General features: G+C 65.0%; 14 protein-coding genes and 1 tRNA gene. 4 read left to right on the top strand and 11 right to left on the bottom strand.

The genetic code is table 11. From position 1 onward, the window contains the following. Positions 1-113: 113 nt before the first annotated feature. The 9 genes from OS914_RS08620 to OS914_RS08575 all read right to left on the bottom strand — a co-directional run bounded on the left by OS914_RS08620 (position 114) and on the right by OS914_RS08575 (position 10656). Positions 114-1094, bottom strand: a complete 981-nt coding sequence (locus OS914_RS08620) for a ribose-phosphate diphosphokinase (RefSeq protein WP_267545637.1) — start codon at positions 1092-1094, stop codon at positions 114-116. Beyond that, the gene (gene glmU / locus OS914_RS08615; protein ID WP_420713907.1) at positions 1091-2599 is read right to left on the bottom strand and encodes a bifunctional UDP-N-acetylglucosamine diphosphorylase/glucosamine-1-phosphate N-acetyltransferase GlmU; all 1509 of its coding nucleotides are present in this window, start codon (positions 2597-2599) and stop codon (positions 1091-1093) included. The genes OS914_RS08620 and glmU overlap by 4 nt, the downstream gene beginning before the upstream one ends. 131 nt (positions 2600-2730) lie before the next feature. Further along, positions 2731-2802, bottom strand: a tRNA-Gln gene (locus tag OS914_RS08610). A 208-nt stretch (positions 2803-3010) separates the two neighbouring features. Then, complete coding sequence (locus OS914_RS08605; RefSeq protein ID WP_267545635.1) at positions 3011-3442, bottom strand: endonuclease domain-containing protein; 432 nt, start codon at positions 3440-3442, stop codon at positions 3011-3013. A gap of 665 nt (positions 3443-4107) precedes the next feature. After that, positions 4108-5925 carry an ABC-F family ATP-binding cassette domain-containing protein gene (locus OS914_RS08600; protein WP_267545634.1) on the bottom strand — a complete coding sequence of 606 codons (1818 nt, stop codon included), beginning with the start codon at positions 5923-5925 and terminating at the stop codon, positions 4108-4110. A gap of 64 nt (positions 5926-5989) precedes the next feature. Next, a complete protein-coding gene (locus OS914_RS08595; protein WP_267545633.1) occupies positions 5990-7021 on the bottom strand; it encodes a 4-(cytidine 5'-diphospho)-2-C-methyl-D-erythritol kinase in 1032 nt (343 codons plus the stop codon). 93 nt (positions 7022-7114) lie between these two features. Then, the gene (gene rsmA, locus OS914_RS08590) at positions 7115-8005 is read right to left on the bottom strand and encodes a 16S rRNA (adenine(1518)-N(6)/adenine(1519)-N(6))-dimethyltransferase RsmA (RefSeq protein ID WP_267545632.1); all 891 of its coding nucleotides are present in this window, start codon (positions 8003-8005) and stop codon (positions 7115-7117) included. Positions 8006-8048: 43 nt separating this feature from the next. Beyond that, entirely contained in the window at positions 8049-9257 is a 1209-nt protein-coding gene (locus tag OS914_RS18080; protein WP_324290636.1) for a transglycosylase family protein, read from the bottom strand. 463 nt (positions 9258-9720) lie between these two features. Continuing rightward, the gene (locus tag OS914_RS08575; protein ID WP_267545631.1) at positions 9721-10656 is read right to left on the bottom strand and encodes a TatD family hydrolase; all 936 of its coding nucleotides are present in this window, start codon (positions 10654-10656) and stop codon (positions 9721-9723) included. 205 nt (positions 10657-10861) lie between these two features. Between OS914_RS08575 and OS914_RS08570 the strand changes: the two genes are divergently transcribed. From OS914_RS08570 to OS914_RS08560, 3 genes are read left to right on the top strand one after another with little or no spacing between them, the layout of a single operon-like run. Next, positions 10862-11953 carry an AAA family ATPase gene (locus OS914_RS08570; protein ID WP_267545630.1) on the top strand — a complete coding sequence of 364 codons (1092 nt, stop codon included), beginning with the start codon at positions 10862-10864 and terminating at the stop codon, positions 11951-11953. Positions 11954-11963: 10 nt separating this feature from the next. Continuing rightward, positions 11964-13424: a DUF58 domain-containing protein gene (locus tag OS914_RS08565; protein ID WP_267545629.1), complete on the top strand. Its 1461-nt coding sequence runs from the start codon at positions 11964-11966 to the stop codon at positions 13422-13424. Continuing rightward, positions 13421-15949: a transglutaminase TgpA family protein gene (locus OS914_RS08560; protein ID WP_267545628.1), complete on the top strand. Its 2529-nt coding sequence runs from the start codon at positions 13421-13423 to the stop codon at positions 15947-15949. Before OS914_RS08565 ends, OS914_RS08560 begins: the two co-directional genes overlap by 4 nt. Here the strand turns inward: OS914_RS08560 and OS914_RS08555 are convergent. After that, complete coding sequence (locus OS914_RS08555; protein WP_267545627.1) at positions 15946-17442, bottom strand: NAD-dependent succinate-semialdehyde dehydrogenase; 1497 nt, start codon at positions 17440-17442, stop codon at positions 15946-15948. The genes OS914_RS08560 and OS914_RS08555 overlap by 4 nt on opposite strands. Before the next feature lie 203 nt (positions 17443-17645). After that, positions 17646-18530: a 16S rRNA (cytidine(1402)-2'-O)-methyltransferase gene (gene rsmI / locus OS914_RS08550; protein ID WP_267545626.1), complete on the bottom strand. Its 885-nt coding sequence runs from the start codon at positions 18528-18530 to the stop codon at positions 17646-17648. An 84-nt stretch (positions 18531-18614) separates the two neighbouring features. Between rsmI and OS914_RS08545 the strand changes: the two genes are divergently transcribed. Continuing rightward, the gene (locus OS914_RS08545; RefSeq protein ID WP_420713902.1) at positions 18615-20285 is read left to right on the top strand and encodes a dolichyl-phosphate-mannose--protein mannosyltransferase; all 1671 of its coding nucleotides are present in this window, start codon (positions 18615-18617) and stop codon (positions 20283-20285) included. The last annotated feature ends 3 nt before the right edge of the window (positions 20286-20288 follow it).

Here is a 20288-nt window from a genome sequence, read left to right as displayed (position 1 = left end):
CGAACGGCCTCGATCCCTCGCCAAGGTATCGTCAACAACCATACCAGTACCGTTCGGGCTGGAGGCACCAGTCGGTCTGCACGGCACCTCGGACGGGAAATAAGCCGCCGGGATTAAGCCTGGCCGTCGAACAGCGACGTGACCGAACCGTCCTCAAACACTTCCCGGATGGCGCGCGCGATCAGCGGCGCGATCGAGAGCACCGTCAGCTGCGGGAAGCGCTTTTCCGCCGTGATCGGCAAGGTGTTGGTCACCACCACTTCGCGGGCACCGCTTTCCGCCAGGCGCTTGGCCGCCGGGCCGGAGAATACGCCGTGCGTGGCCGCGATGATGACGTCCTTGGCCCCGGCGTTCTTGAGGACCTGGACGGCGCCGGAAATGGTTCCACCGGTGTCGATCATGTCATCGATCAGCACGCAGGTACGGCCCTGGACCTGCCCCACCACCGTCTTGGACATGGCCTGGTTCGGCACCGTCAGATCGCGGCTCTTGTGCACAAAAGCCAGCGGCGCTCCGCCGAGGCGTTCGGCCCACTGTTCCGCCACGCGGACCCGGCCGGTGTCCGGGGATACCACCGTGACATTGTCGCCGTCGACGCGGGTTCGAATGTAATCCGCCAGCAGCGGGATGGCCATCAGATGGTCCACCGGACCGTCGAAGAAACCCTGAATCTGCGACGTGTGCAGGTCGACGCTCATGATGCGGTTTGCGCCGGCGGTTTTGTACAGGTCAGCGACCAGCCGCGCGGAGATCGGTTCACGCCCCCGGCCCTTCTTGTCCTGGCGGGCGTACGGGTAGAACGGGGACACCACGGTAATGCGCTTGGCGGACGCCCGCTTGAGCGAATCGACCATGATCAGCTGTTCCATCAGCCAGTTGTTCAACGGAGCCGGGTGTGCCTGCAGGACGAAAACGTCCGTACCCCGGACGCTTTCGGCGGACCGGACGTAGATCTCTCCGTTGGCGAAATCGTAGGCATCGATGGGCAGCAGTTCGGTGCCCAGCTCCCTGGCGATTTCCTGCGCCAGTTCCGGGTGCGCCCGGCCGGCAGCAAGTACCAGTTTCTTCTCGCCGTGTACCGTAATTCCGCTCATTCGTGTGTGCCCTCTTCTGTAGATGCCTGGATGCGTGAGGAGTTGGGGTCCGTACTCGCGGCGGAAACGGAGCGTGCATGCTGGGCAGAGACGGAATCCGGCCGTTTCGCCAGCGTCCAGCCTTCCATATTGCGCTGCGGGGAGGCGTTGACGCTCAGCGCGCCGGCCGGTACGTCCTTGCGGATAACGGTGCCGGCTCCGCTGTAGGCACCATTGCCGACACTGACCGGGGCGACGAAGACGGTATTGGAGCCGGTCCGCACGCCCGAGCCGATGACCGTGCGGTGCTTGTTTTCGCCGTCGTAATTCGCGGTGATGTTGCCGCAGCCGATGTTGGTGTCTTCGCCGATCTCGGCGTCGCCGGCGTAGCCCAGGTGCGAGAGCTTGGAGCCGCGGCCGATGGTGACGTTTTTGGTTTCGTAGAAGGCGCCGATCTTGCCGTCCGCGCCCAAATCGGTGCCCGGACGCAGGTAGGTGAACGGGCCCACATGGGCGTGCGCGCCGATTCTGGCGCCGCTGCCGTGCGTCCGCGTCACCTCGGCGCCCGCACCGATCTGCACATCCGTCAACGTGCTGTCGGGGCCGACGACGGCGTCCCTGGCTATGACGCAGGAGCCGTGCAGTTGAGTGCCGGGCAGGATCGTGACGTCCTCCGCCAGGCGCACCGTGGAGTCAATCCAGGTGCTGGCCGGATCAACAATCGTCACGCCGGCACGCATCCAGGCCATCACAGTGCGCCGATTATGTTCCACGCCGAGCGCAGCGAGCTGGACGCGGTCGTTGGCTCCCTCGACCTGCCAGCGGTCCGCGGTCACGACGGCGGCGACCCGTCCGCCGTCGTTCCTTGCGATCGACAGGACATCGGTGAGGTACATTTCGCCCTGCGAATTATCCGCGGTGACGCGGCCAAGCGCGGCACGGAGCACGGCGGCGTCAAAGGCGTAAATGCCGGAGTTGATTTCCCTGATGTCCCGTTCCGCGGCGTCGGCGTCCTTGTGCTCGCGGATCCCCAGCACCGTCCCGTCGCCGGTGCGCAGAATCCGGCCGTAGCCGCTGGCGTCCTCCAGCACCGCGGTCAGCACCGTCACCGCATTCCGGTCCGTGCTGTGCACCTCAATAAGCTCGGCCAACAGGGCAGTTGTGAGCAACGGCACATCACCATACGTCACCACAACGGTGCCGGCCAACGTGTCCGGAAGGGCTTCCAGCGCCGCCTGCACCGCCCGTCCGGTACCGGGAACATGGTCCTGGTCAACTATCACCGCGGCCGGGTCCATGGCCGCAATGTGTTCGGCGACCAGATCGCGTTCATGGCGGACGACGGCGACAAGAACCTCGGGATCGAGGGCTCGGGCCGCGGCGAGCGCGTGCCCGATCATCGATAGTCCGCCGATTTCATGCAAAATCTTGGGCTTCCGGGACTTCATCCTGGTGCCCGCGCCTGCGGCGAGAATGATCACCGCAGCCGGCCCCGTGGGGGGTGCCACTGTTCCTGCTGGGGTCATTCCTGCTGCATTTTTCGGCACTTCACTGGTGTTGCGGGGGCTCACTAAGTGGCGCTCCTACCCGGACTGAATCCGTCGTCTAGCTGGGCAAAGGGTTAACGCAATATTACGCGCCCGCCATTGCGTGGCCGTTCCGCCCATAGGATTCGAACCTATACTCCACAGCTCCAAAGGCTGGGGTGCTGCCATTACACCAGGGCGGACCATGCCGTCGCCGCTGATTCCACTTACGACACGGGCCCGGTGGGGGCCGTCGCTATGCGGGCGGCCGCACGAGTATCTAGTTTGCCACGCCGCCGGGCCTGCCCGCGACTCGGGACCATGAGTCGCCTCGGAATCCGTTCGGCAGGTATGGCGAGCTTCACGTTACCAAGCTCACCACACCTGCCGAATGGATCACCATCGAAGGGGTCAGTGCGGCCCCTGCCAGCCGTGCCGTTGGAGGGCCTGAACAAAGAAGCCGATGACCCATTCCTCGCCAATCTCCATGTCCCGTGCGTAGATCTTCACCTGCAACCATCCCATTTCCGCCGTCAGGGAATCCCGCCGCCTGTCCGAAGCCTGTTTGTGCGGCGTGAGGTGATGACGGCCTTCGTACTCCGCGCACACCTTGAATTCCGCGCAGGCGAGATCGACCCATACCGGCGGCGTTCCATAATCGCCTTCAACCGGAAAATTGGGTACAAAGTCGGGTAAGTTGGAACCCCAAAGCATCAATCTGAGCCTGGTCTCCGGCGGAGAATCCACTCCCACCCGCATCATGGTCAGTGCCTGCCGGGCCTTTGCCAGACCCGGCCTGCCCCGCGTGGCACCGACGTATTCGCGCAACTCTGTCAAAGACACACGAGGATTCTGGCTGCGGCCGAATCCGCGCTGATGGCCGCAGATGAGATGATCGCCAGCGACGACTAAATCCTCCAACGGCAAGAGCTGCGCTAAATCCAGCCAAGTTCTGGCAAGGGTGGTGATGGGTAGGCCGCTAAACAATGTGGTTTCGTCCCCACCCAGCGCGCATTGATGGCCGCGAATTCCCTTGCGGCGGGGAAGCGAGCACCCCTTCGGGCGGGTGAGATGGATGAAGGGTTCCGATTCGAAAACAGAGGGTATAGGTATCCCGTGCAGGGCTGCCGCCGTCGTATGGCTGACGAAGACGGCAACACCGAGCTCACAGTACGGTCTGACCCGCGAAACCAAGGGTTGCTCGACGCTGCGGGGTACTCGGATCAGACGGCTCGGTGTTGCCAGTGCCGATGCCCGCGTACGGCTGCGGGCGACTCCTGCCAGCCGGGCTTGGGGAACGGTGAATGAGCGCCCCGCGAGGGACGGTGGTAGCGGCTTTGATCTGAACATGCGGCTATTGTGCCCGTTGAGATGGCACCCGTGCCGGAGTTTTCCACAGGATATCGAAGCGGCCGACGCACCACGTTCCGGGCCAAAATCTGTTCAGCAGATACGGCGACCTTGAGGGTGCCAAGGTCGCCACACCCGCCTAATAGATTGAGGTGAGGCTAGGCGAGAGTATCGGAGGCGCGCATCCACTCTTCCTCAAGAGCCTCACGGTCCGTCGCCAGGCCCTGCAGCTTGCGGTTCAGCCCAGTCAGCAGCTCATGGTTTCCCACGTTGGCCTCCATCTGGACGTTCAGTTTTTCCTCCTGCGCCGTGAGCTTGCCCAACTGCCGCTCGATCCGGCCCAGGCCCTTGCGAGCTTCGCGCTTCTCGGCTTCGCTCGGACCCGTCTTGGCCTGCGTGCCACCGATGCCACTGCCCGCCGCGGCCGGCCCCGAACTTGCGGGCTTTCCGGCCAGTGCCGCCTCACGCAACTGAAGGTACTGGTCCACTCCGCCGGGCAGGTCCCGGATCTTGCCGTCGCCCAGCAGCGCCATCTGCCGGTCCGTGACGCGTTCTAGCAGGTACCGGTCATGCGAGACCACCACGAGGGTGCCGGGCCAGCCGTCCAGCACGTCCTCCACAGCAGCGAGCGTATCGGTATCCAGATCATTGGTGGGCTCATCGAGCATCAGCACGTTCGGCTCCCCCACCAGCAGGCGCAATAGCTGCAGCCGGCGCCGCTCACCGCCGGAGAGTTCACTGACCCTGGTCCATTGCTTGTCCTTGGTGAAACCAAGCTGCTCCACGAGCTGACCGGCGGTCATATCCTTGCCGCCGACGGCGAAGGAGCGTTTTTCCCGCTCGATGACCTCGACGACGCGCATGTCCAGGACGTCATCGAGCTCGGTGACCTCCTGCGTCAGGACCGCCGTCTGGACGGTTTTGCCGCGCTTGAGCGTACCCTTGCTGGGCTGTACCTGGCCATTGAGCAGCTTCAGCAGGGTCGTCTTGCCGGACCCGTTGACTCCGACAAGCCCCAGCCGCTCACCGGGGGCCAGACGCAAGGTGATGTTATCCAGCAGCGGCCTGCCGCCGTCGTCGGCCGCGGCATAGGAAAGAGTGACGTCCTCAAGATCCAGCACGTCCTTGCCAAGGCGGGCAGTAGCCATCTTGCTCAGCGATACCGAATCGCGCGGCTCCGGCACGTCGGAGATCAGCTCGTTCGCCGCTTCGATCCGGAATTTGGGCTTTGCGGTCCGGGCGGGAGCTCCGCGGCGCAGCCAGGCCAGCTCCTTCTTGACCAGCTGCACCCGCTTGCTTTCCATCACGGAAGCGGACCGGTCACGCTCGGCGCGGGCCAACACGTAGGCGGCGTAACCGCCGTCGAACGGATCGACGATGCCGTCGTGCACCTCCCAGGTCCGGGTGCAGACCTCATCCAGGAACCAGCGGTCGTGGGTGACGACGACGAAAGCGCCTTCATTGGCGCGCCACCGGGTTTTCAGGTGGCGCGCCAGCCAGGCCACGCCTTCCACGTCCAGATGGTTGGTGGGCTCATCGAGCATGATCACGTCGTCGTCGCCGATCAGTAGCTTGGCCAGCGCCACCCGCCGCTTCTGGCCGCCGGAGAGCGCGTGCACGTTGGCATGCCAGTCCACCTCACCGACCAAACCGCCCATGACTTCGCGGACCTTCGGATTGGACGCCCATTCGTGATCCGCCGCGTCACCAACGATCGCCTCCCCGACCGTTAGGTCCGCGTCGAGCACGTCGGACTGATCCAGGTAACCGACCTGGACGTTTCCGCGCAGCGTCACCCGGCCTCCGTCCGGCATCTGGCGTTGGGCGAGCAGGCGCATCAGGGTGGACTTGCCGTCGCCGTTGCGGCCAACGATGCCGATCCGGTCCCCTTCTTCCAGGCCCAGCGTCACGCCGTCCAGCACGGTACGGGTCGCAAACTGGACGGTAAGGTTTTCGCCACCAAGGAGGTGTGCCACGGATCAACTACTTTCGGTAAGAATCAAGGCAATCCATCCTACCCCGCGGGCGGAAGCCGGGGATTCAGCGGGTGACGTCGGAAACGATTTTGGCCCCGTGTACGGGACCGTGCACGGCGAGGGAATTGTGCCCCTCGGCCGCCAGTTTCCCGGCCAGCTCCAGCGCGGCAGCTTCATCGGCCGCGAGCATGGCAATGGTCGGTCCGGAGCCGGAAACCAGGGTAGCGAGGGCGCCGTGCTGCTTGCCGGCCGCCAGCACATCGGCCAGCTGCGGAGCCAGCGCGACGGCGGCACGCTGCAGATCGTTGGCCAGCACACCTGCCAGCGCGGCAGCATCCCCCGCCCGCAGTGCCGCAAGCACGGCGGGATCGACCTGTCCGGGCGCCGGGGGTTGGACGCCGTCGGCCAACCGCATGCGGTCCAACTGGCGGAATACCTCGGGCGTGGCCAGGCCAAAATCGGCCTGTACCAGCACCCAGTGCAGCGGCGACGGCGCCAACGCCGGCGTCAGTTCATCGCCGACGCCCAGTCCAACGGCGGCACCGCCGAGCAGCCCGAAGGGAACGTCCGCACCCAGTTCGGCCGCCAGATGCGAGACTTCCTCACGGGAGAGCCCACTATCCCACAGCGTCTCGCAGGCCAGCAGCGCCGCAGCTGCATCCGCGGAGCCGCCGCCCATTCCGCCGGAAACGGGAACACGTTTGGTGATGTCGAGCCGCACGGGGCCGGCATTCTCGGAGACATCCGCCATTAGCCTGGCGGCTCGGACCGCCAGATTCCGCCCATCCAAGGGGATCGCCAGCGCGCCGTCGGAGTGCAGTGCGTTGCCCTTGAGCCGAACAATAACATCGCCGTCCCCGGCGGTGTTCGCGGCGGCGCTGGTGCCGGCACTGGCCCTACCGGGGTCGGCGGCCTGGCCTGGTCCGGGGATGCTGGTGGCTGAAACCTCTTCATAAAGGGAAACGGCGAGGTACAAACTGGCGACCGAGTGATACCCATCGGGCCGCAGCGGACCGGCCCGGAAGAAGACATTGATCTTACCCGGCGCCCTGACCCGGACGGTGCGGCCCGGCGGAGAAGTGTGCGCTGAGTTCATAGCGTCCAACTTAGGGCACCGCTGGGCAGCGGCCAAGTGCCGCGTCATTTTCACGGCAAATCGCCTCGAGGGAAAGGTTTCGGTCCGGCTGTTTCAGGCCAGCAACGGTATTTTCGCCTCTGCGATCCGGGCGTAGGCGGCAACATCGATGACTTCTCCGCGCGCCCGTGGGTCAACGCCGGCGGCGGCCAGGCAGCGTTCTGCCTCCGCGGCTCCCCCGGCCCAGCCGGCCAAGGCCGCGCGAAGGGTTTTGCGTCGCTGGGCAAAAGCGGCATCGATAACCGCGAAAACTTCTTCCCGGCTTGCCCGGGTTACCGGAGGCTCGTGCCGGGTAAAGGCCACCAATCCGGAGGAGATCTTCGGCGCCGGCCAAAACACGTTCATCCCGATCACGCCCGCCTTGCGCATCCGCGAATACCAGGCGGCCTTGACCGATGGGATGCCGTAGGTTTTTGACCCCGGCCCTGCGGCCAGCCGATCGGCAACCTCGTCCTGAACCATGACCAGCCCATGGCTTAAGGACGGGAAACGCTCCAGCAGGTTCAGCACCACGGGCACGGCGACGTTGTAGGGCAGGTTTGCGACCAGCGAGGTCGGCTGCACCGGGAGTTCGGTGATGCGCATGGCGTCGGAGAGCACCACATCGAGATTTGCCGCGAGGCCGGGCCGAAAGGCAGAAACCGTTTCGGGAAGCTTCCCGGCCAATACCGGATCAATTTCTACGGCGACCACGCGGGCAGCGGCGTCCAGCAACCCCAGGGTCAACGAACCAAGCCCGGGCCCAACCTCTAAAACGGTTTCGTCCGGGCTCAGGCGGGCCGCGGCAACAATACGACGGATGGTGTTGCCATCAATGACAAAGTTCTGCCCCAACGTCTTGGTAGGCCGGATACCAATCTCGGCCGCCAGGCGGCGAACGTCGGACGCCCCGAGAAGCGGTAGAACGGGTACGGCATTCTCGGGGCGCGCAGCTGGCTCAGTCACTGTGCCATCCTAGTAGCTGGCCACCTGCCCCGATGTCGGACCGCTAGCCTGCGGCGCCTGCGCAGCCCCAGGGGCCAAGGCCCGCCTTGGCGTAGTACGTGTTCGCGACGGCGATCTGCTGCTCCCGGCTGGCAAGATCAGCCCGCGGGGCATACTGTCCGCCGCCGTTGGCCAACCACGACGAAATATCAAACTGCAGGCCCCCGTAGTAGCCGTTACCGGAGTTAATGGCCCAATTGCCGGTTGACTCACACTGGGCGATTCTGTCCCACATGGCCGCATTCATCACGGCAGGAGCAGGCGCACTAGTGTTGGTGGCCGCCGGCGGCGCAACTGGCGCGGCAGGCGCGGCAGGCGCGGCAAGTGGAGCAAGAGCAGGAGGTGCGGCTGCTGGAGCAGGCGCTGCGGCGGGAGCAGGCGCTGCGGCAGGAGCGGGACGGTCTTTGACGCCGACTGCGATCTGCTCGGCCGACGGCTGGACGGTGATCTTTTCCCCGGTTCCGGCGCGGCTGACTTCGCGACCGTCGATCGTCGTCACGGAATAGGTCTTTTCCAGTTTTCCGACGGTCCCGGTCCGAGTGGTCTTCTGCTCATCCTTGAACAGATTCGGGTCCACCGTTTTCTCCGTGCTGAACGGAACATCTTCGGTGGTCGACGTGCTAACACCCCTGCTAACGCGGGAGACCCTGATTACCATATGGTCCACGACGGGGGCGTCCTGGGGCTGGGACACAAGGTCCGCAGCGGCGGCCGTAACGCCGGCGGACGCCAAGACAGCACCCACGGTGCGGTCCGTCGTCGTCCGATCAACGCTCTTGCCGTCGGCCAGGACGGTGACAGTCTTCGGCGTGACGATATCGATCGCGTCACTGCTGACAAGCTGCATGTCTTTGGGAGCGGAAATCATGGCGCTGGCCGTTACTCCGAGCTGATCCAGCAGATCCGAGACCTTCACCGACGTTGTCTGCACGGTGGTATCCGAGCCGTTCAGCTTGACCTTAATCTGTTTGGAAGTATTCACCTTAATGATGGTGCCGTCTGTGACCGCCGTGTCCATCGCCGGGCTGACACTATCAGCGGATTTCACATCCACGTTGGCGCGCTGCAGCACCTCGCTGACCGAGCCGCCGAAGGTCTGGACCGAGCTGGCCTGACCGTCCACGTTCACGGTGATGGTCTTGTTGTTGCCGACAAAGGCGACCAGACCAAGCACCAACGCCAGCAGGACCACAGCCTGGCCGCCGACTTTCACTAGGCTAAGCCTGCCCTCGGATTTGAAGAAGTTATGCACAGGAACCCATCACTACTCAAGCATCCGGGCACGGGGAATCGGCGCGGCCTCGCACGCGCGGCGCCAAGGCGTCCGCGCGGCAGGACTGTGCCGCCACACTTACCGGTTTTGGCGCGCGTCCAGGGGTCATCTAAAAAGAAGTCCCAATGTAGGACCAGAAGCCCCGCAGACGGCGCCGGCACACAAGGAATCCGTGTGCAAACGTGCAGTGAATTTACCCGTTGGCCTTCCCCGACCCCGGCTAATAGTCCCCCAGCGTAACCTAACCGTGATCTTTTAGCCAAGACCGTATCGGGACTAAATCCTGCCCGGGTAGCTGAATCGACACGGCCGCGCCGTGCGTGACAAACAGTTGACAGGAAAGTCCTGGCGTGATGTCAAACCGGCTCGAGGTTTTTGTCACGTGCGGCATGCGGGTCTGCCTTCATGCCCAGGAGCCGTAGACCGCTTCCGTATTGGCCGCTAGCAAGGTCCCCAGCCGGGCAACGTCCTGACCCAGCAGCTCCGCCATTGAGCGCACGGTATAAGGGATCATGTAGCTGGCGTTCGGCAGGCCCCGACAGGGGTGCGGGGTCAGGAACGGCGCGTCGGTTTCCACCATTATCAGGTGCGGATCTGCCACCGCCAACGCGGCCCGGATGTCATGTGCGTTTTTAAAAGTCACGGTCCCAGAGAAGGACATGTACCATCCGTTGTCATTGCAGATCCGTGCCAGTTCCTCGTCGCCGGAAAAACAGTGCAGCACCACTTTAGCGGGCGCGCCCTCCTCCTTGAGGGTGGCAACCACGTCACGGTGCGCATCCCGGTCGTGGATCTGCAGCGCCAGCCCCAGCCTTTTGGCCAGCTCAATGTGCCGGCGAAACGAATACCGCTGCGCCGCAAGGCCGGATTCCCCGGTTCTGAAATAGTCCAGTCCGGTCTCGCCAATGGCCCGCACCCGCGGATGCGCCGCGAGTTGTTCAATTTCCGTCAGCGCACTTTCCAGCCCGCCGGCAAGTGCAAGCTCCGGTGCGTCGTTGGGATGCAGGGCGACGGCGCCCAAAAGCCGGTGGTCCAACTCAACTGCCTGCACCGTAAAGCGTGACGACGCCAGGTCGCAGCCGACCTGAACGGCGCCCTTGACACCAACGGCTTCGGCGGCGTCCAGCGCGTCTTTCACGCCCACTTGGGCCAGCCCCTCCTCAAAATCCAGATGCGTGTGATTGTCGATCACGGAGACGGGCAAGGGAACCGGTGCGTACGGGTAGTCCCGCTTCCGGCCCCGCTTCCCGCCGCCGGACGACGACGGCGTCCCGCTAACGTCGTCGTCCGACTGTTCTGCGGCACGGTACTGATGGGGAACTGATGCACTACTGCTCATACGATCCACTGTATCGACTGAGCACTGCATCGACCGGGCACTCGAACGCTGCACCGGTTCGCTGCCGGTTCCGGCCACCGGTCCCCTTTGCTGTGCCGTCCCAGAACGGCGCAAGAGCTAGTAACGTATGTCTCATCACCGTGCACTTCCGGATGCGACGCTCATGAGGGCGTTCCAGGGTCAGCGGAGAGGCGAAAGGTCAACTATGGACCCTCAGAATCACACCCTGACAGGGCAGCCGGTTCCGTGGCCGGCACCGGCAGGGTCTGTGTCCACCAATGGCCGGGCACCGGATGGCTCCGGTCCGGTGACAGCGCAGACTCTCATGACAGCCGATCAGTTCCAAGACCTCAGCCGGCGGATTTTAACCAGCATTAATACAGTGATTGATGGCAAGGCCAGGGCCGCGGAAATCGCTTTGACCGTGCTCCTGGCCCGCGGCCACCTACTCGTGGAAGACGTTCCGGGCGTCGGCAAGACGCTGCTGGCCAAGACGCTCGCCAGAACGATCGACTGTTCGGTCAGCCGCATTCAGTTCACGCCCGATCTGCTGCCTTCGGACATCACCGGCGTCTCCATTTATAACCAGTCAACACAGAATTTCGAGTTCCGGGCCGGCGCGGTATTCGCCAACATCGTCATCGGCGACGAAATCAACCGGGCGTCCGCGAAGACCCAGTCCGCCCTGTTGGAGAGCATGGAAGAACACCGCGTCACCACCGACGGCACCTCGCACCGGCTACCCGAACCGTTCATGGTCGTGGCGACGCAGAATCCGATCGAAATGGAGGGCACCTATCCGCTGCCGGAAGCGCAGCGGGACCGCTTCATGGCCAGGATTTCGATGGGTTACCCCGACCGGGCCTCCGAGATCGACATGCTCTCCACCCACCAGTCGGTGTCGCCGTTGGAAGCTGTCCGGTCCATCGCCACCGTGCGGGAGGTGGCAGCGATGATGGATATCGTCGACGCGGTCTATGTCTCATCGGCCGTGAAGGAATACATCGTCCGCCTCGGGCAGGCCACCCGGGAAAACACCCAGTTACGCCTCGGCGCCAGCCCGCGGGCACTGCTTCAGCTGCTCCGAGCCGCAAAGGCCCACGCGGCATTGGATCAGCGCAACTTTGTGGTCCCCGATGATGTGGTGACTATGGCCGACGTGGTGTTGGCGCACCGGCTCATCCTCGAGCGCCGTTCGGCCAGCACCGGACAGACGGCATCGGGGGTCATCGCCGCACTTCTGGACGGGCAACCGGTAAGCCCGGCCCGCAGCACCCGCAGCGGCGTCCAACGATAGTGGCCAACCCATGAGCTCCCGCTGGTTCCCGCACCTCGTCTTCCGGCTGCGCGGCTGGGGGCTGCTCGGCACTGGGGCTCTCAGCCTGCTGCTGGCACAAGTCATGGGACGCCGGGACCTGCTGGCCTTGAGCGTGTTCCTGATGGCGCTGCCGCTGCTGGCAGGGTGGGGCTCGCGGATGCTGCGGCCCCGGTTCTCCGTGCACCGCGGGTTTTCGCCGGCCAGCGTGGAAACGGGCACGACGGCGACGGTGCACCTGGCGCTTTCGGGAAACAGCTTCGGCGGCGGCCGGGTCAGTATGAGCGAGCAATTACCGGCGCGGTTCGGCACGCCGCCGTCCTTTACCTACCCCGCCAGAAACAGCGGCGCCGGGGGAGTCAGCCGATATGAGTACCGTCTGCAGCCGCTCGCCCGGGGTCAGTTCGGCATCGGCCCGGTGACCGCGGACTTTACCGATCCTTTTGGGCTCAGTGGACATCGGCAGAATTTGGGGATGACCGACCTGCTCACCGTCACGCCGGCCGCCGTCGAGCTGCCCGGCACGACGTTGGCCGGCACCCGGGCCGAGGAGGGGAGAACGGCGACGAGAAAGCGCGCCCACCCCAGCGACGATGACGTGATGACCCGTGAGTACCGCCATGGCGACCCGATGCGCCGCGTGCACTGGCCCGCGACGGCACGACATGGGGAGTTAATGGTGCGCCAGGAGGAATCCGTCAGCACACCGGAAGCAACGCTGCTGCTGGACAGCCGGTGGGGACATTTTGCACCGCTTGGGCACGCCTCCGGCGGTGCTTCCCGTACGGGCAGCGTGGCCCATACGGCCAGTGCTTCACCCGCTGGCAGTGGCATGGCGGAGCTGCAAAGCTCGGATGCGTTCGAGTGGACCGTCGTGGCGGCCATATCCGTTGCGGCCCATCTGATCGAACGCGGCTTCAGCCTGCGGATCCTGGACCCGAGCGGCGAGTCGGGCTTCCACACCTCAAAATCGGCCGCTGATCCGTGGGAGGAGAGCTTCGAAGGCGACGCCGGGCTGTCGGCAGTTGCGCTCGCCTTGGCCGCCCTGGAGCTGACGGCGAAACCGGTCCAGCACAGCGGCGTCTCGGTCCATTCCGAGGACAAGGCAGTCACGGAAACCCTACTGGACCAGCTCGCAACCCGGCGTCACCACGGGCCATTGGTGGCCTTAGTCGGCCAACTTTCCCTGGATTGCGCAGCCGCGCTGGCTCCGGCGGCGGAATATGGTGCCGGAGCCTTTGCCATAATCTGCAGCGACCGTCCGCAGGAAGCCGGGCCAGTGCTGACCATCCTGCGCGGCGGCGGCTGGCGGGCCATTGCCGTGGACCCGCGCGCCGAGTTGCCGGCAGTCTGGGGATGTTTCGACGACGCGGAATTCTTCGTCGCGGCCGGCGGCTCGGTTTCCCGTTCCGGCGCGCTCTCCGGCGGGGATTCCCTGCGAGGACGACCATGAGCACGGATACCAGTCAGCGACCGCCGTCCGACGGCGCCGGCCCACGGACACCCCGCCGTCTGCCTGCAGCAGCAATCAGCCGCCCCCGGCTCTCAGCGGCGCCGTGGGCGATGGCCGGCGCGATCTTCGTGGCAGTAGTGGGCACATCCCTTGGCCTTAACGGAGTGCTGCGCGGCTGGAGTTGGCTGATCCTGGTGATCCTTACGGTCGCCGCGGTGCTGCTGACCACCGCCACCGCACGTAGTCTGCGGGTTCCTCAGGCCGGAGCCCAGTTGCTGGGCCTGCTGGCCTTGATCGCGGTCCTCACGGAGCTGTTCTTCAGTTCCTCTGCCGTGCTGGGGTTATTTCCGACAAAAGATACCCTGGACGCGTTGGGCGGTCTTCTACGCCAGGCATCGGACACCATCATCAGCGGCGCCGCGCCGGTATTCCCTGATACAGGCGTCGTCTTCGTCATCTGTGCGGGGATCGGACTGACCGCGCTGCTGGTCGATGCCTTGGCCGTGGCTCTGGCAATGCCGGCCAGCAGCGGACTGGGGCTGCTCGCGATCGTTCTCATCCCCGCTCTGATCAAGCCGGACAGCCTCGGCATTCCGGGCTTTCTCGGCGGCGCGGCCGGTTACCTGCTGATCCTTGGTTTCGGCCAGTGGTACGCGCCGCCGGGCGGCACCGACCAAGCCGCGACGAGGTCAACCGGACAATTCCGCCGCGCAGCGGGTCTGGCCGCCGCCGCCGTCGTCATCACGGCGCTGGCAGCCTTGCTGGTCCCGGGCTTCAGCACCGGAACTTTTCCGCAGGGGTCCCACCTGAATGCCTTCGGGAAGGTTTCCGGGCTGAACCCCATGCTGACGTTGGGCAACGATCTGCGTCAGCCCGGCGGAGCGGGGAAATTGGTATATGCCACGGACGCTTCCTCTGGACTCTACCTGCGGACCACCACTTTGGAAGACTTCAGCGGCCGCTCGTGGGAGCCAACCGTGCGGGACGCGACGCAGCGACTGGATCTGAGCGCCATCGGAGACGATAAGTCCACCAACCTCGGCGGCGATCTCCTGACGACCATCACCGTCGTGGAATCAAGCGACTTCAGCACCCCCTGGCTGCCCGTGCCCTATGCCCCGGCCAGCGTCAGCGGTCTGGCCGGGCGCTGGAGCTGGGACCCCGAAACGTTGGCGATCGAGGGCATCAATACCACCTCACTGCAGCAAAAATACACCGTCCGCAGCGTCATGCCGGCGCTGACCAGCTCCGTGCTGTCGCAGGCGGCGCAGGCACCGCCCAAAGCCTTGGACCCAGTGTTCATGTCCCTGCCCAAAGACACGCCCGACATCGTCCGGCAACGGACCGGGGATGTGACCGCAGGGGCGCAGACACCGTACGAGAAGGCACTGGCAATCCAGAATTATCTGCGTGGCCCACAGTTCAGCTATTCCGAGCAGACCCCGGTGGCCAACGGCTACGACGGCAGCGGGATGGACGTCTTAGCTAAGTTTCTTCAAGTAAAAAGCGGCTACTGCGTGCACTTCTCGGCGGCCATGGCCGTAATGGCGAGAGTGGCCGGAATTCCCAGCCGGATTGCCGTGGGCTACGCACCCGGCCAACTGACCGGGGCTACCGTGTCCCTGGGCGGCGCGCAGGTCAACGAGTATCAGGTGGATGGGCACAGCGCCCATGCCTGGCCTGAACTGTACTTCACCGGATTGGGCTGGGTGCCCTTCGAGCCCACGCCCGGACGCGGGCAGGTGCCCTCTTACGCCCGGCTGCCGGGGACCCCAGGTGCCGCTTCCGGCCGCCCCGACGATTCCCTCAATTCCGGGCTCAACGTTCCAGCTCCATCCTCCGGCACCGGATCAGCATCGCCGACGCCTGTTGTGACGAACGCATCCGGTCCCCCGGCAGCCAATGCAGCTGCGCCGCTCTGGCTCAGTGCTGCCGGTGCGACCCTGCTGCTGCTGGCCACACCCTTGTTGGTGCGCACCGGAAAGCGCGCGCGCAGACGCAGCACCCTGCGCACGGCTGGCCCCGGCCAGATCCCGGAGCTTGCTGCCTGGGCGGAGCTGGAGGAGCTGGCATACGACTACGGGATGCCCACAGCCACCGGAGACACGCCCCGGACGTTCACCGCGCGATTGTTGCGGGGACCGCTTCGCGGCGGGCAACCAAACGTCCGGCTGTCCCCCGAGCCCGGCCCCGGCGCCGGGACGGCCGGTACTGCGATTTCGGGCGGTCCCGAGACGGGCCCGGGCGCCGTGCGGGTTTTACTGACCGCCTACGAGCAGCGGGTGTACGGCCCTGCAGAGGCCGCACCCGAAGAACCCTCCGCCGGCGGCGCTGACAGCCCGGCAAAGGAACCCGAGGGAACGCAGCATCCGCTGTTGGAAGCACTCGCCGTAGTGCATCGGGCGCTTCGTGCCGCGTCAACGCCCGGCCGCCGCCTCCGAGCGGAGTTAGCGCCGCCGTCGGCCCTGCCCTGGAACCGCGGTTCCCGTGCGGCTAACCGGCCGCCGTCGAAGCCGCCCGGTTAGGAGGCGTAGGGGTCCGCGATGCCGATGTACTGCGTGTACAGATATTCCTCGATGCCTTCCAGACCGCCTTCGCGCCCCAGTCCTGACTGCTTCACCCCGCCGAAAGGGGCTGCGGCGTTGGAGATGACCCCGGCGTTCAAGCCCAGCATGCCGGTTTCCAGGCGTTCGCCCATCCGCAACCCCCGGTTCAGGTCTTTGGTGAAAACGTAGGCAACCAGCCCGAATTCGGTGTCATTGGCCAGCGCCACGGCCTCGTCTTCGCTCTTGAACGTCACGATCGGCGCCACCGGGCCGAAGATCTCCTCGCTAAGAATGCGAGACCCGGGCTCGACCCCGGTCAGGACCGTGGGCTGATAGAAGTAGCCCGGCCCGTCCACGGCCGCGCCGCCCGTTAGGGCTGTTGCACCGTCGGCGAGTGCATCCGTGACCAGTGAATGCACCTTGTTACGACTCTTAGCATCAATCAGCGGACCCACGGTGGTACTTCCCTCCGTGCCGCGGCCGGTGGTCATCGCGCCCATTTTTGCGGCAAACGCCTGTGCAAATTCTGCCGCCACGTCTTCGTGCACAATGAAGCGATTAGCGGCGGTGCAGGCCTCGCCCATGTTCCGGAGTTTCGCGGCCATGGCGCCGGTCACGGCAGCGTCCAGATCTGCATCGTCGAAAACCAGGAAGGGCGCATTGCCGCCAAGTTCCATGGAGGTGCGCAATACATTCGTGGCGGCCGCGGCCAACAGGCCACGGCCCACTTCGGTGGAACCGGTGAACGACAATTTGCGTAACCTGGAATCCTTGATCAACGGCCCGGTCACGTCGGCGGCCGACGTGGTCGTTACGACGTTGAGCACTCCGTCCGGAAGGCCGGCTTCCTGCATGACCTGGGCAAAGAGGAGGGATGTCAGCGGGGTGAGGTTCGCGGGCTTGAGCACCATGGTGCAGCCTGCGGCCACGGCGGGGGCAATTTTGCGCGTTGCCATGGCCAGCGGGAAATTCCACGGCGTGATCAGCAGGCACGGGCCCACCGGTTTCTTACTCACCAGCAGTCGGGATTTCCCGTCCGGGGCGGTCGAGTAACGGCCAAAGGCACGCACGGCCTCCTCGGAGAACCAGCGCAGGAACTCCGCACCGTAGGTGACTTCGCCGCGCGCCTCGGCCAGCGGCTTACCCATTTCCAGCGTCATCAGCAGGGCGAAATCCTCGGCCCGAGCGGTGACCAATTCGAAGGCCCGGCGCAGAATCTCCCCGCGCTCCCTGGGCGCCGTGGCGGCCCAGCCATCCTGGGCGGCCACTGCGGCATCCAGTGCCGCCGCACCATCCGTTGCGCCGGCGTCCGCAATGGAAACCAGCGCTTTCCCTGTCGCTGGATCTTCGACGTCGAATGTCCTGCCGTCCGCGGCCGGACGCCACACGCCGCCGATCAACAGTCCGGTGGGAAGGCCGGCGATCAGCTCGCTTTCGCGCGCCGGGGTAATGGTCTGGGTACTGGCGCTCATACGGACTCCTGTGTCAGGGATATCGGACGGACTTGCTCCTGCTGATCACGGTAGTTCGCGGGCGCACGGTATGTCTACGCCGTTGAGCACCACCGCGTCGGCCGCAGCTGTGCAAGTGCACAAGCACCGCAGCCAGAGGGCGGCTTCGGCCAGCACGACCAGGAAGCTGCGACGCTACTGCCCCGAATCTGCCCACGGGGTTTTCACCTTGCAGCGAGCACCGCGCTATAGAGCTCCCGTTTACTGACGTGTTCCTCCTCCGCGACGGCGGCAACAGCTTCCTTCAAGCGGATCCCCCGCGCCATGAGCTGATTCACCGCCGTTACCTGGTCCTCCACAGTCGCAGGAGCGGCGTCCGGGGCCCCACCCACCACTACCGCGATCTCACCGCGCACTTCGGTCGTTTCGGCCCACTGCAGCAATTCGCGCAAGGGTCCACGAAGCACCTCCTCGTACGTTTTCGTCAGCTCGCGGGCGACAGCTGCCCGGCGGTCCGGCCCGAAAGCTTCTTGTAGTGCCCGAAGCATGGGCTCCAGCCGGTGCGGTGCTTCGAAGAACACCATGGTCCGCTGCTCTGCCTTCAGCGCGCCCAGACGCGTGGCCCGTTCACCGCTCTTGCGCGGCAGGAAGCCCTCGAAACAAAACCTGTCCGTCGGCAGGCCCGACAGTGCCAGCGCCGTCAGCACCGCTGACGGTCCCGGTGCCGCCGTCACCCGTATCCCTGCCGCCACGGCCGCCTCCACCAGCCGGAACCCCGGATCGGAGACGGTGGGCATTCCCGCATCCGTCACCATCAGCAGCGTCTTCCCGTCCCGGACCTGGGCCAGCAGATCCGGCGTCTTGGCGAGCTCGTTGTGTTCGTGATAACTGATAATGCGCCCGCTAACAGTGACACCCAGTCCTTGGAGAAGGCGATGCAGTCTGCGGGTATCCTCGGCCGCGATCAGATCAGCGGAACCGAGCCACTCGATCAGTCGCGACGAGGCGTCACCGAAATTGCCGATCGGCGTTGCCGCCAGCACGATGTAGCCGCCTCCTGCGGGCGCTGCAGCTCCGGAGGGCGATGTGGCCAGGCGATCGATATCCATGGTTCCAGCCTAGTGTCCCCTTCCGCTGATCCCGGCCGGGGAGGACCGTTCGCCGAAGGTAGCATTGGCAAGGTGAGCTTGAATGTGACGGACCCCCAGGCGCGCCCGTTGCCGCCACTGCCGCCGGTCTACGGTGCACGAGAGAGCTGGCTCATCGATCCGAAGAAGGCTTTCACCCTCGAGGCCTTGCGCGCCCGGCTGCTGGGGGCGCGCTGGCGCTGGCTCGATACACCGCTGTCTCTGCGACTGTGGTTTTGGCTCGCGCCGGCACTGACGGCCGTCATCGGCGGAATTCTGCGGTTTGTCCGGCTGGGGGAACCGCACGCTCTGGTTTTCGACGAGACCTATTACGTCAAGGATGCATACTCGCTGCTGCAGAGCGGCTACGAACGCAACTGGGCAGAGAAGGCGAATGAACACTTCGTCGCCGGCAATTTCAGCTCACTCCTGGACACGCCGGAATATGTGGTCCATCCGCCCGTCGGTAAATGGATGATCGCGTTCGGGATGTGGCTTTTCGGGCCGTCCAGCAGTTTTGGCTGGCGTTTTTCGGCAGCCCTGGTGGGAACACTGTCCATCTTTGTGCTGGCGCTGATCGCGCAAAAGATGTTCCGCTCCACCATCATGGGCGCGATGGCGGGGCTCCTCTTCGCCGTCGACGGGCACGCCATAGTCCAGTCGCGGACCTCGCTGCTGGACGTCTTTGTGATGTTCTGGGCCTTGGTGGCGTTCGGGGCACTGCTCCTGGACCGCGACGACGGACGGAACCGGCTCGCGAAAAGACTGTCCGCATCCGCGGCGCGCAACGGCGGAGTTCCTACCTACAAAGAGCTGGCCTACGGGCCATGGCTTGGCATCCGTTGGTGGCGGTTGGCCGCGGGCGTTTCCTTAGGATTGTGCACCGGCACCAAGTGGTCAGGCATCTTCTTCCTGCTCGCTTATGGCCTGCTGAGCGTCTTTTGGAATCTCAACGCCCGCCGGATCGCCGGCATCCGCAACTGGATGGCCGGCGGCATCCTTAAGGACGGAATCTTCGCGTTTGCGTCGATGGTTCCGGTGGCCTTTGTGACCTACCTGGCCAGTTGGACCGGCTGGTTCATGGCCACTAATTCGTGGGACCGCCAGTGGGCCAATGCCAACCCGGGCGGCAGTTGGGCCTGGATACCGGGACCGCTGCGTTCCCTTTGGCACTACCACTTCACCGCCTATAATTTCCACACCGGACTGGACTCCGACCACCCGTACAAGGCCAATGCCTGGTCCTGGCTGGTGATGGGAAGGCCCACATCCTTCTACACGGACTATCCCAAGCACGGCGAGAAGGGGTGTGTCGCGGACAGTTGTGCCGCCGTCGTCTCTTCGGTGGGAAACCCGGTGATCTGGTGGTCCGCTGCCCTCGCCGTAGTGTTCGTTTTCGTCTATTGGATCGCCCGCCGCGACTGGCGCGCCGGCGCCATCCTTGCTGGGCTGGCGGCCGGCTACCTCCCGTGGCTGCTGTATCCGAACCGCACCATCTTCTTCTTCTACGCGATCGCGTACGAGCCGTACCTGATTCTGGCGCTCGTCCTAGTACTTGGCCTGATCCTGGGAACGGCCGCGGACCCACGGTGGCGGCGGATACAGGGCGCACTGCTGGTGGGATTGTTCCTGGTGCTGGTGCTCGCCGTCAGTACTTATTTCTACCCCATTTGGACCGCCGAACTTATTCCGTACGAGCAATGGCGGAACCGGATGTGGATGCCGAGCTGGATCTAAAGC

The organism is Arthrobacter endolithicus, assembly GCF_026627425.1.
Taxonomy (GTDB): Bacteria; Actinomycetota; Actinomycetes; order Actinomycetales; family Micrococcaceae; genus Arthrobacter_M.
Note: the sequence above shows the minus strand (reverse complement) of the source record. Positions and strands in the feature narration are given on the sequence as shown.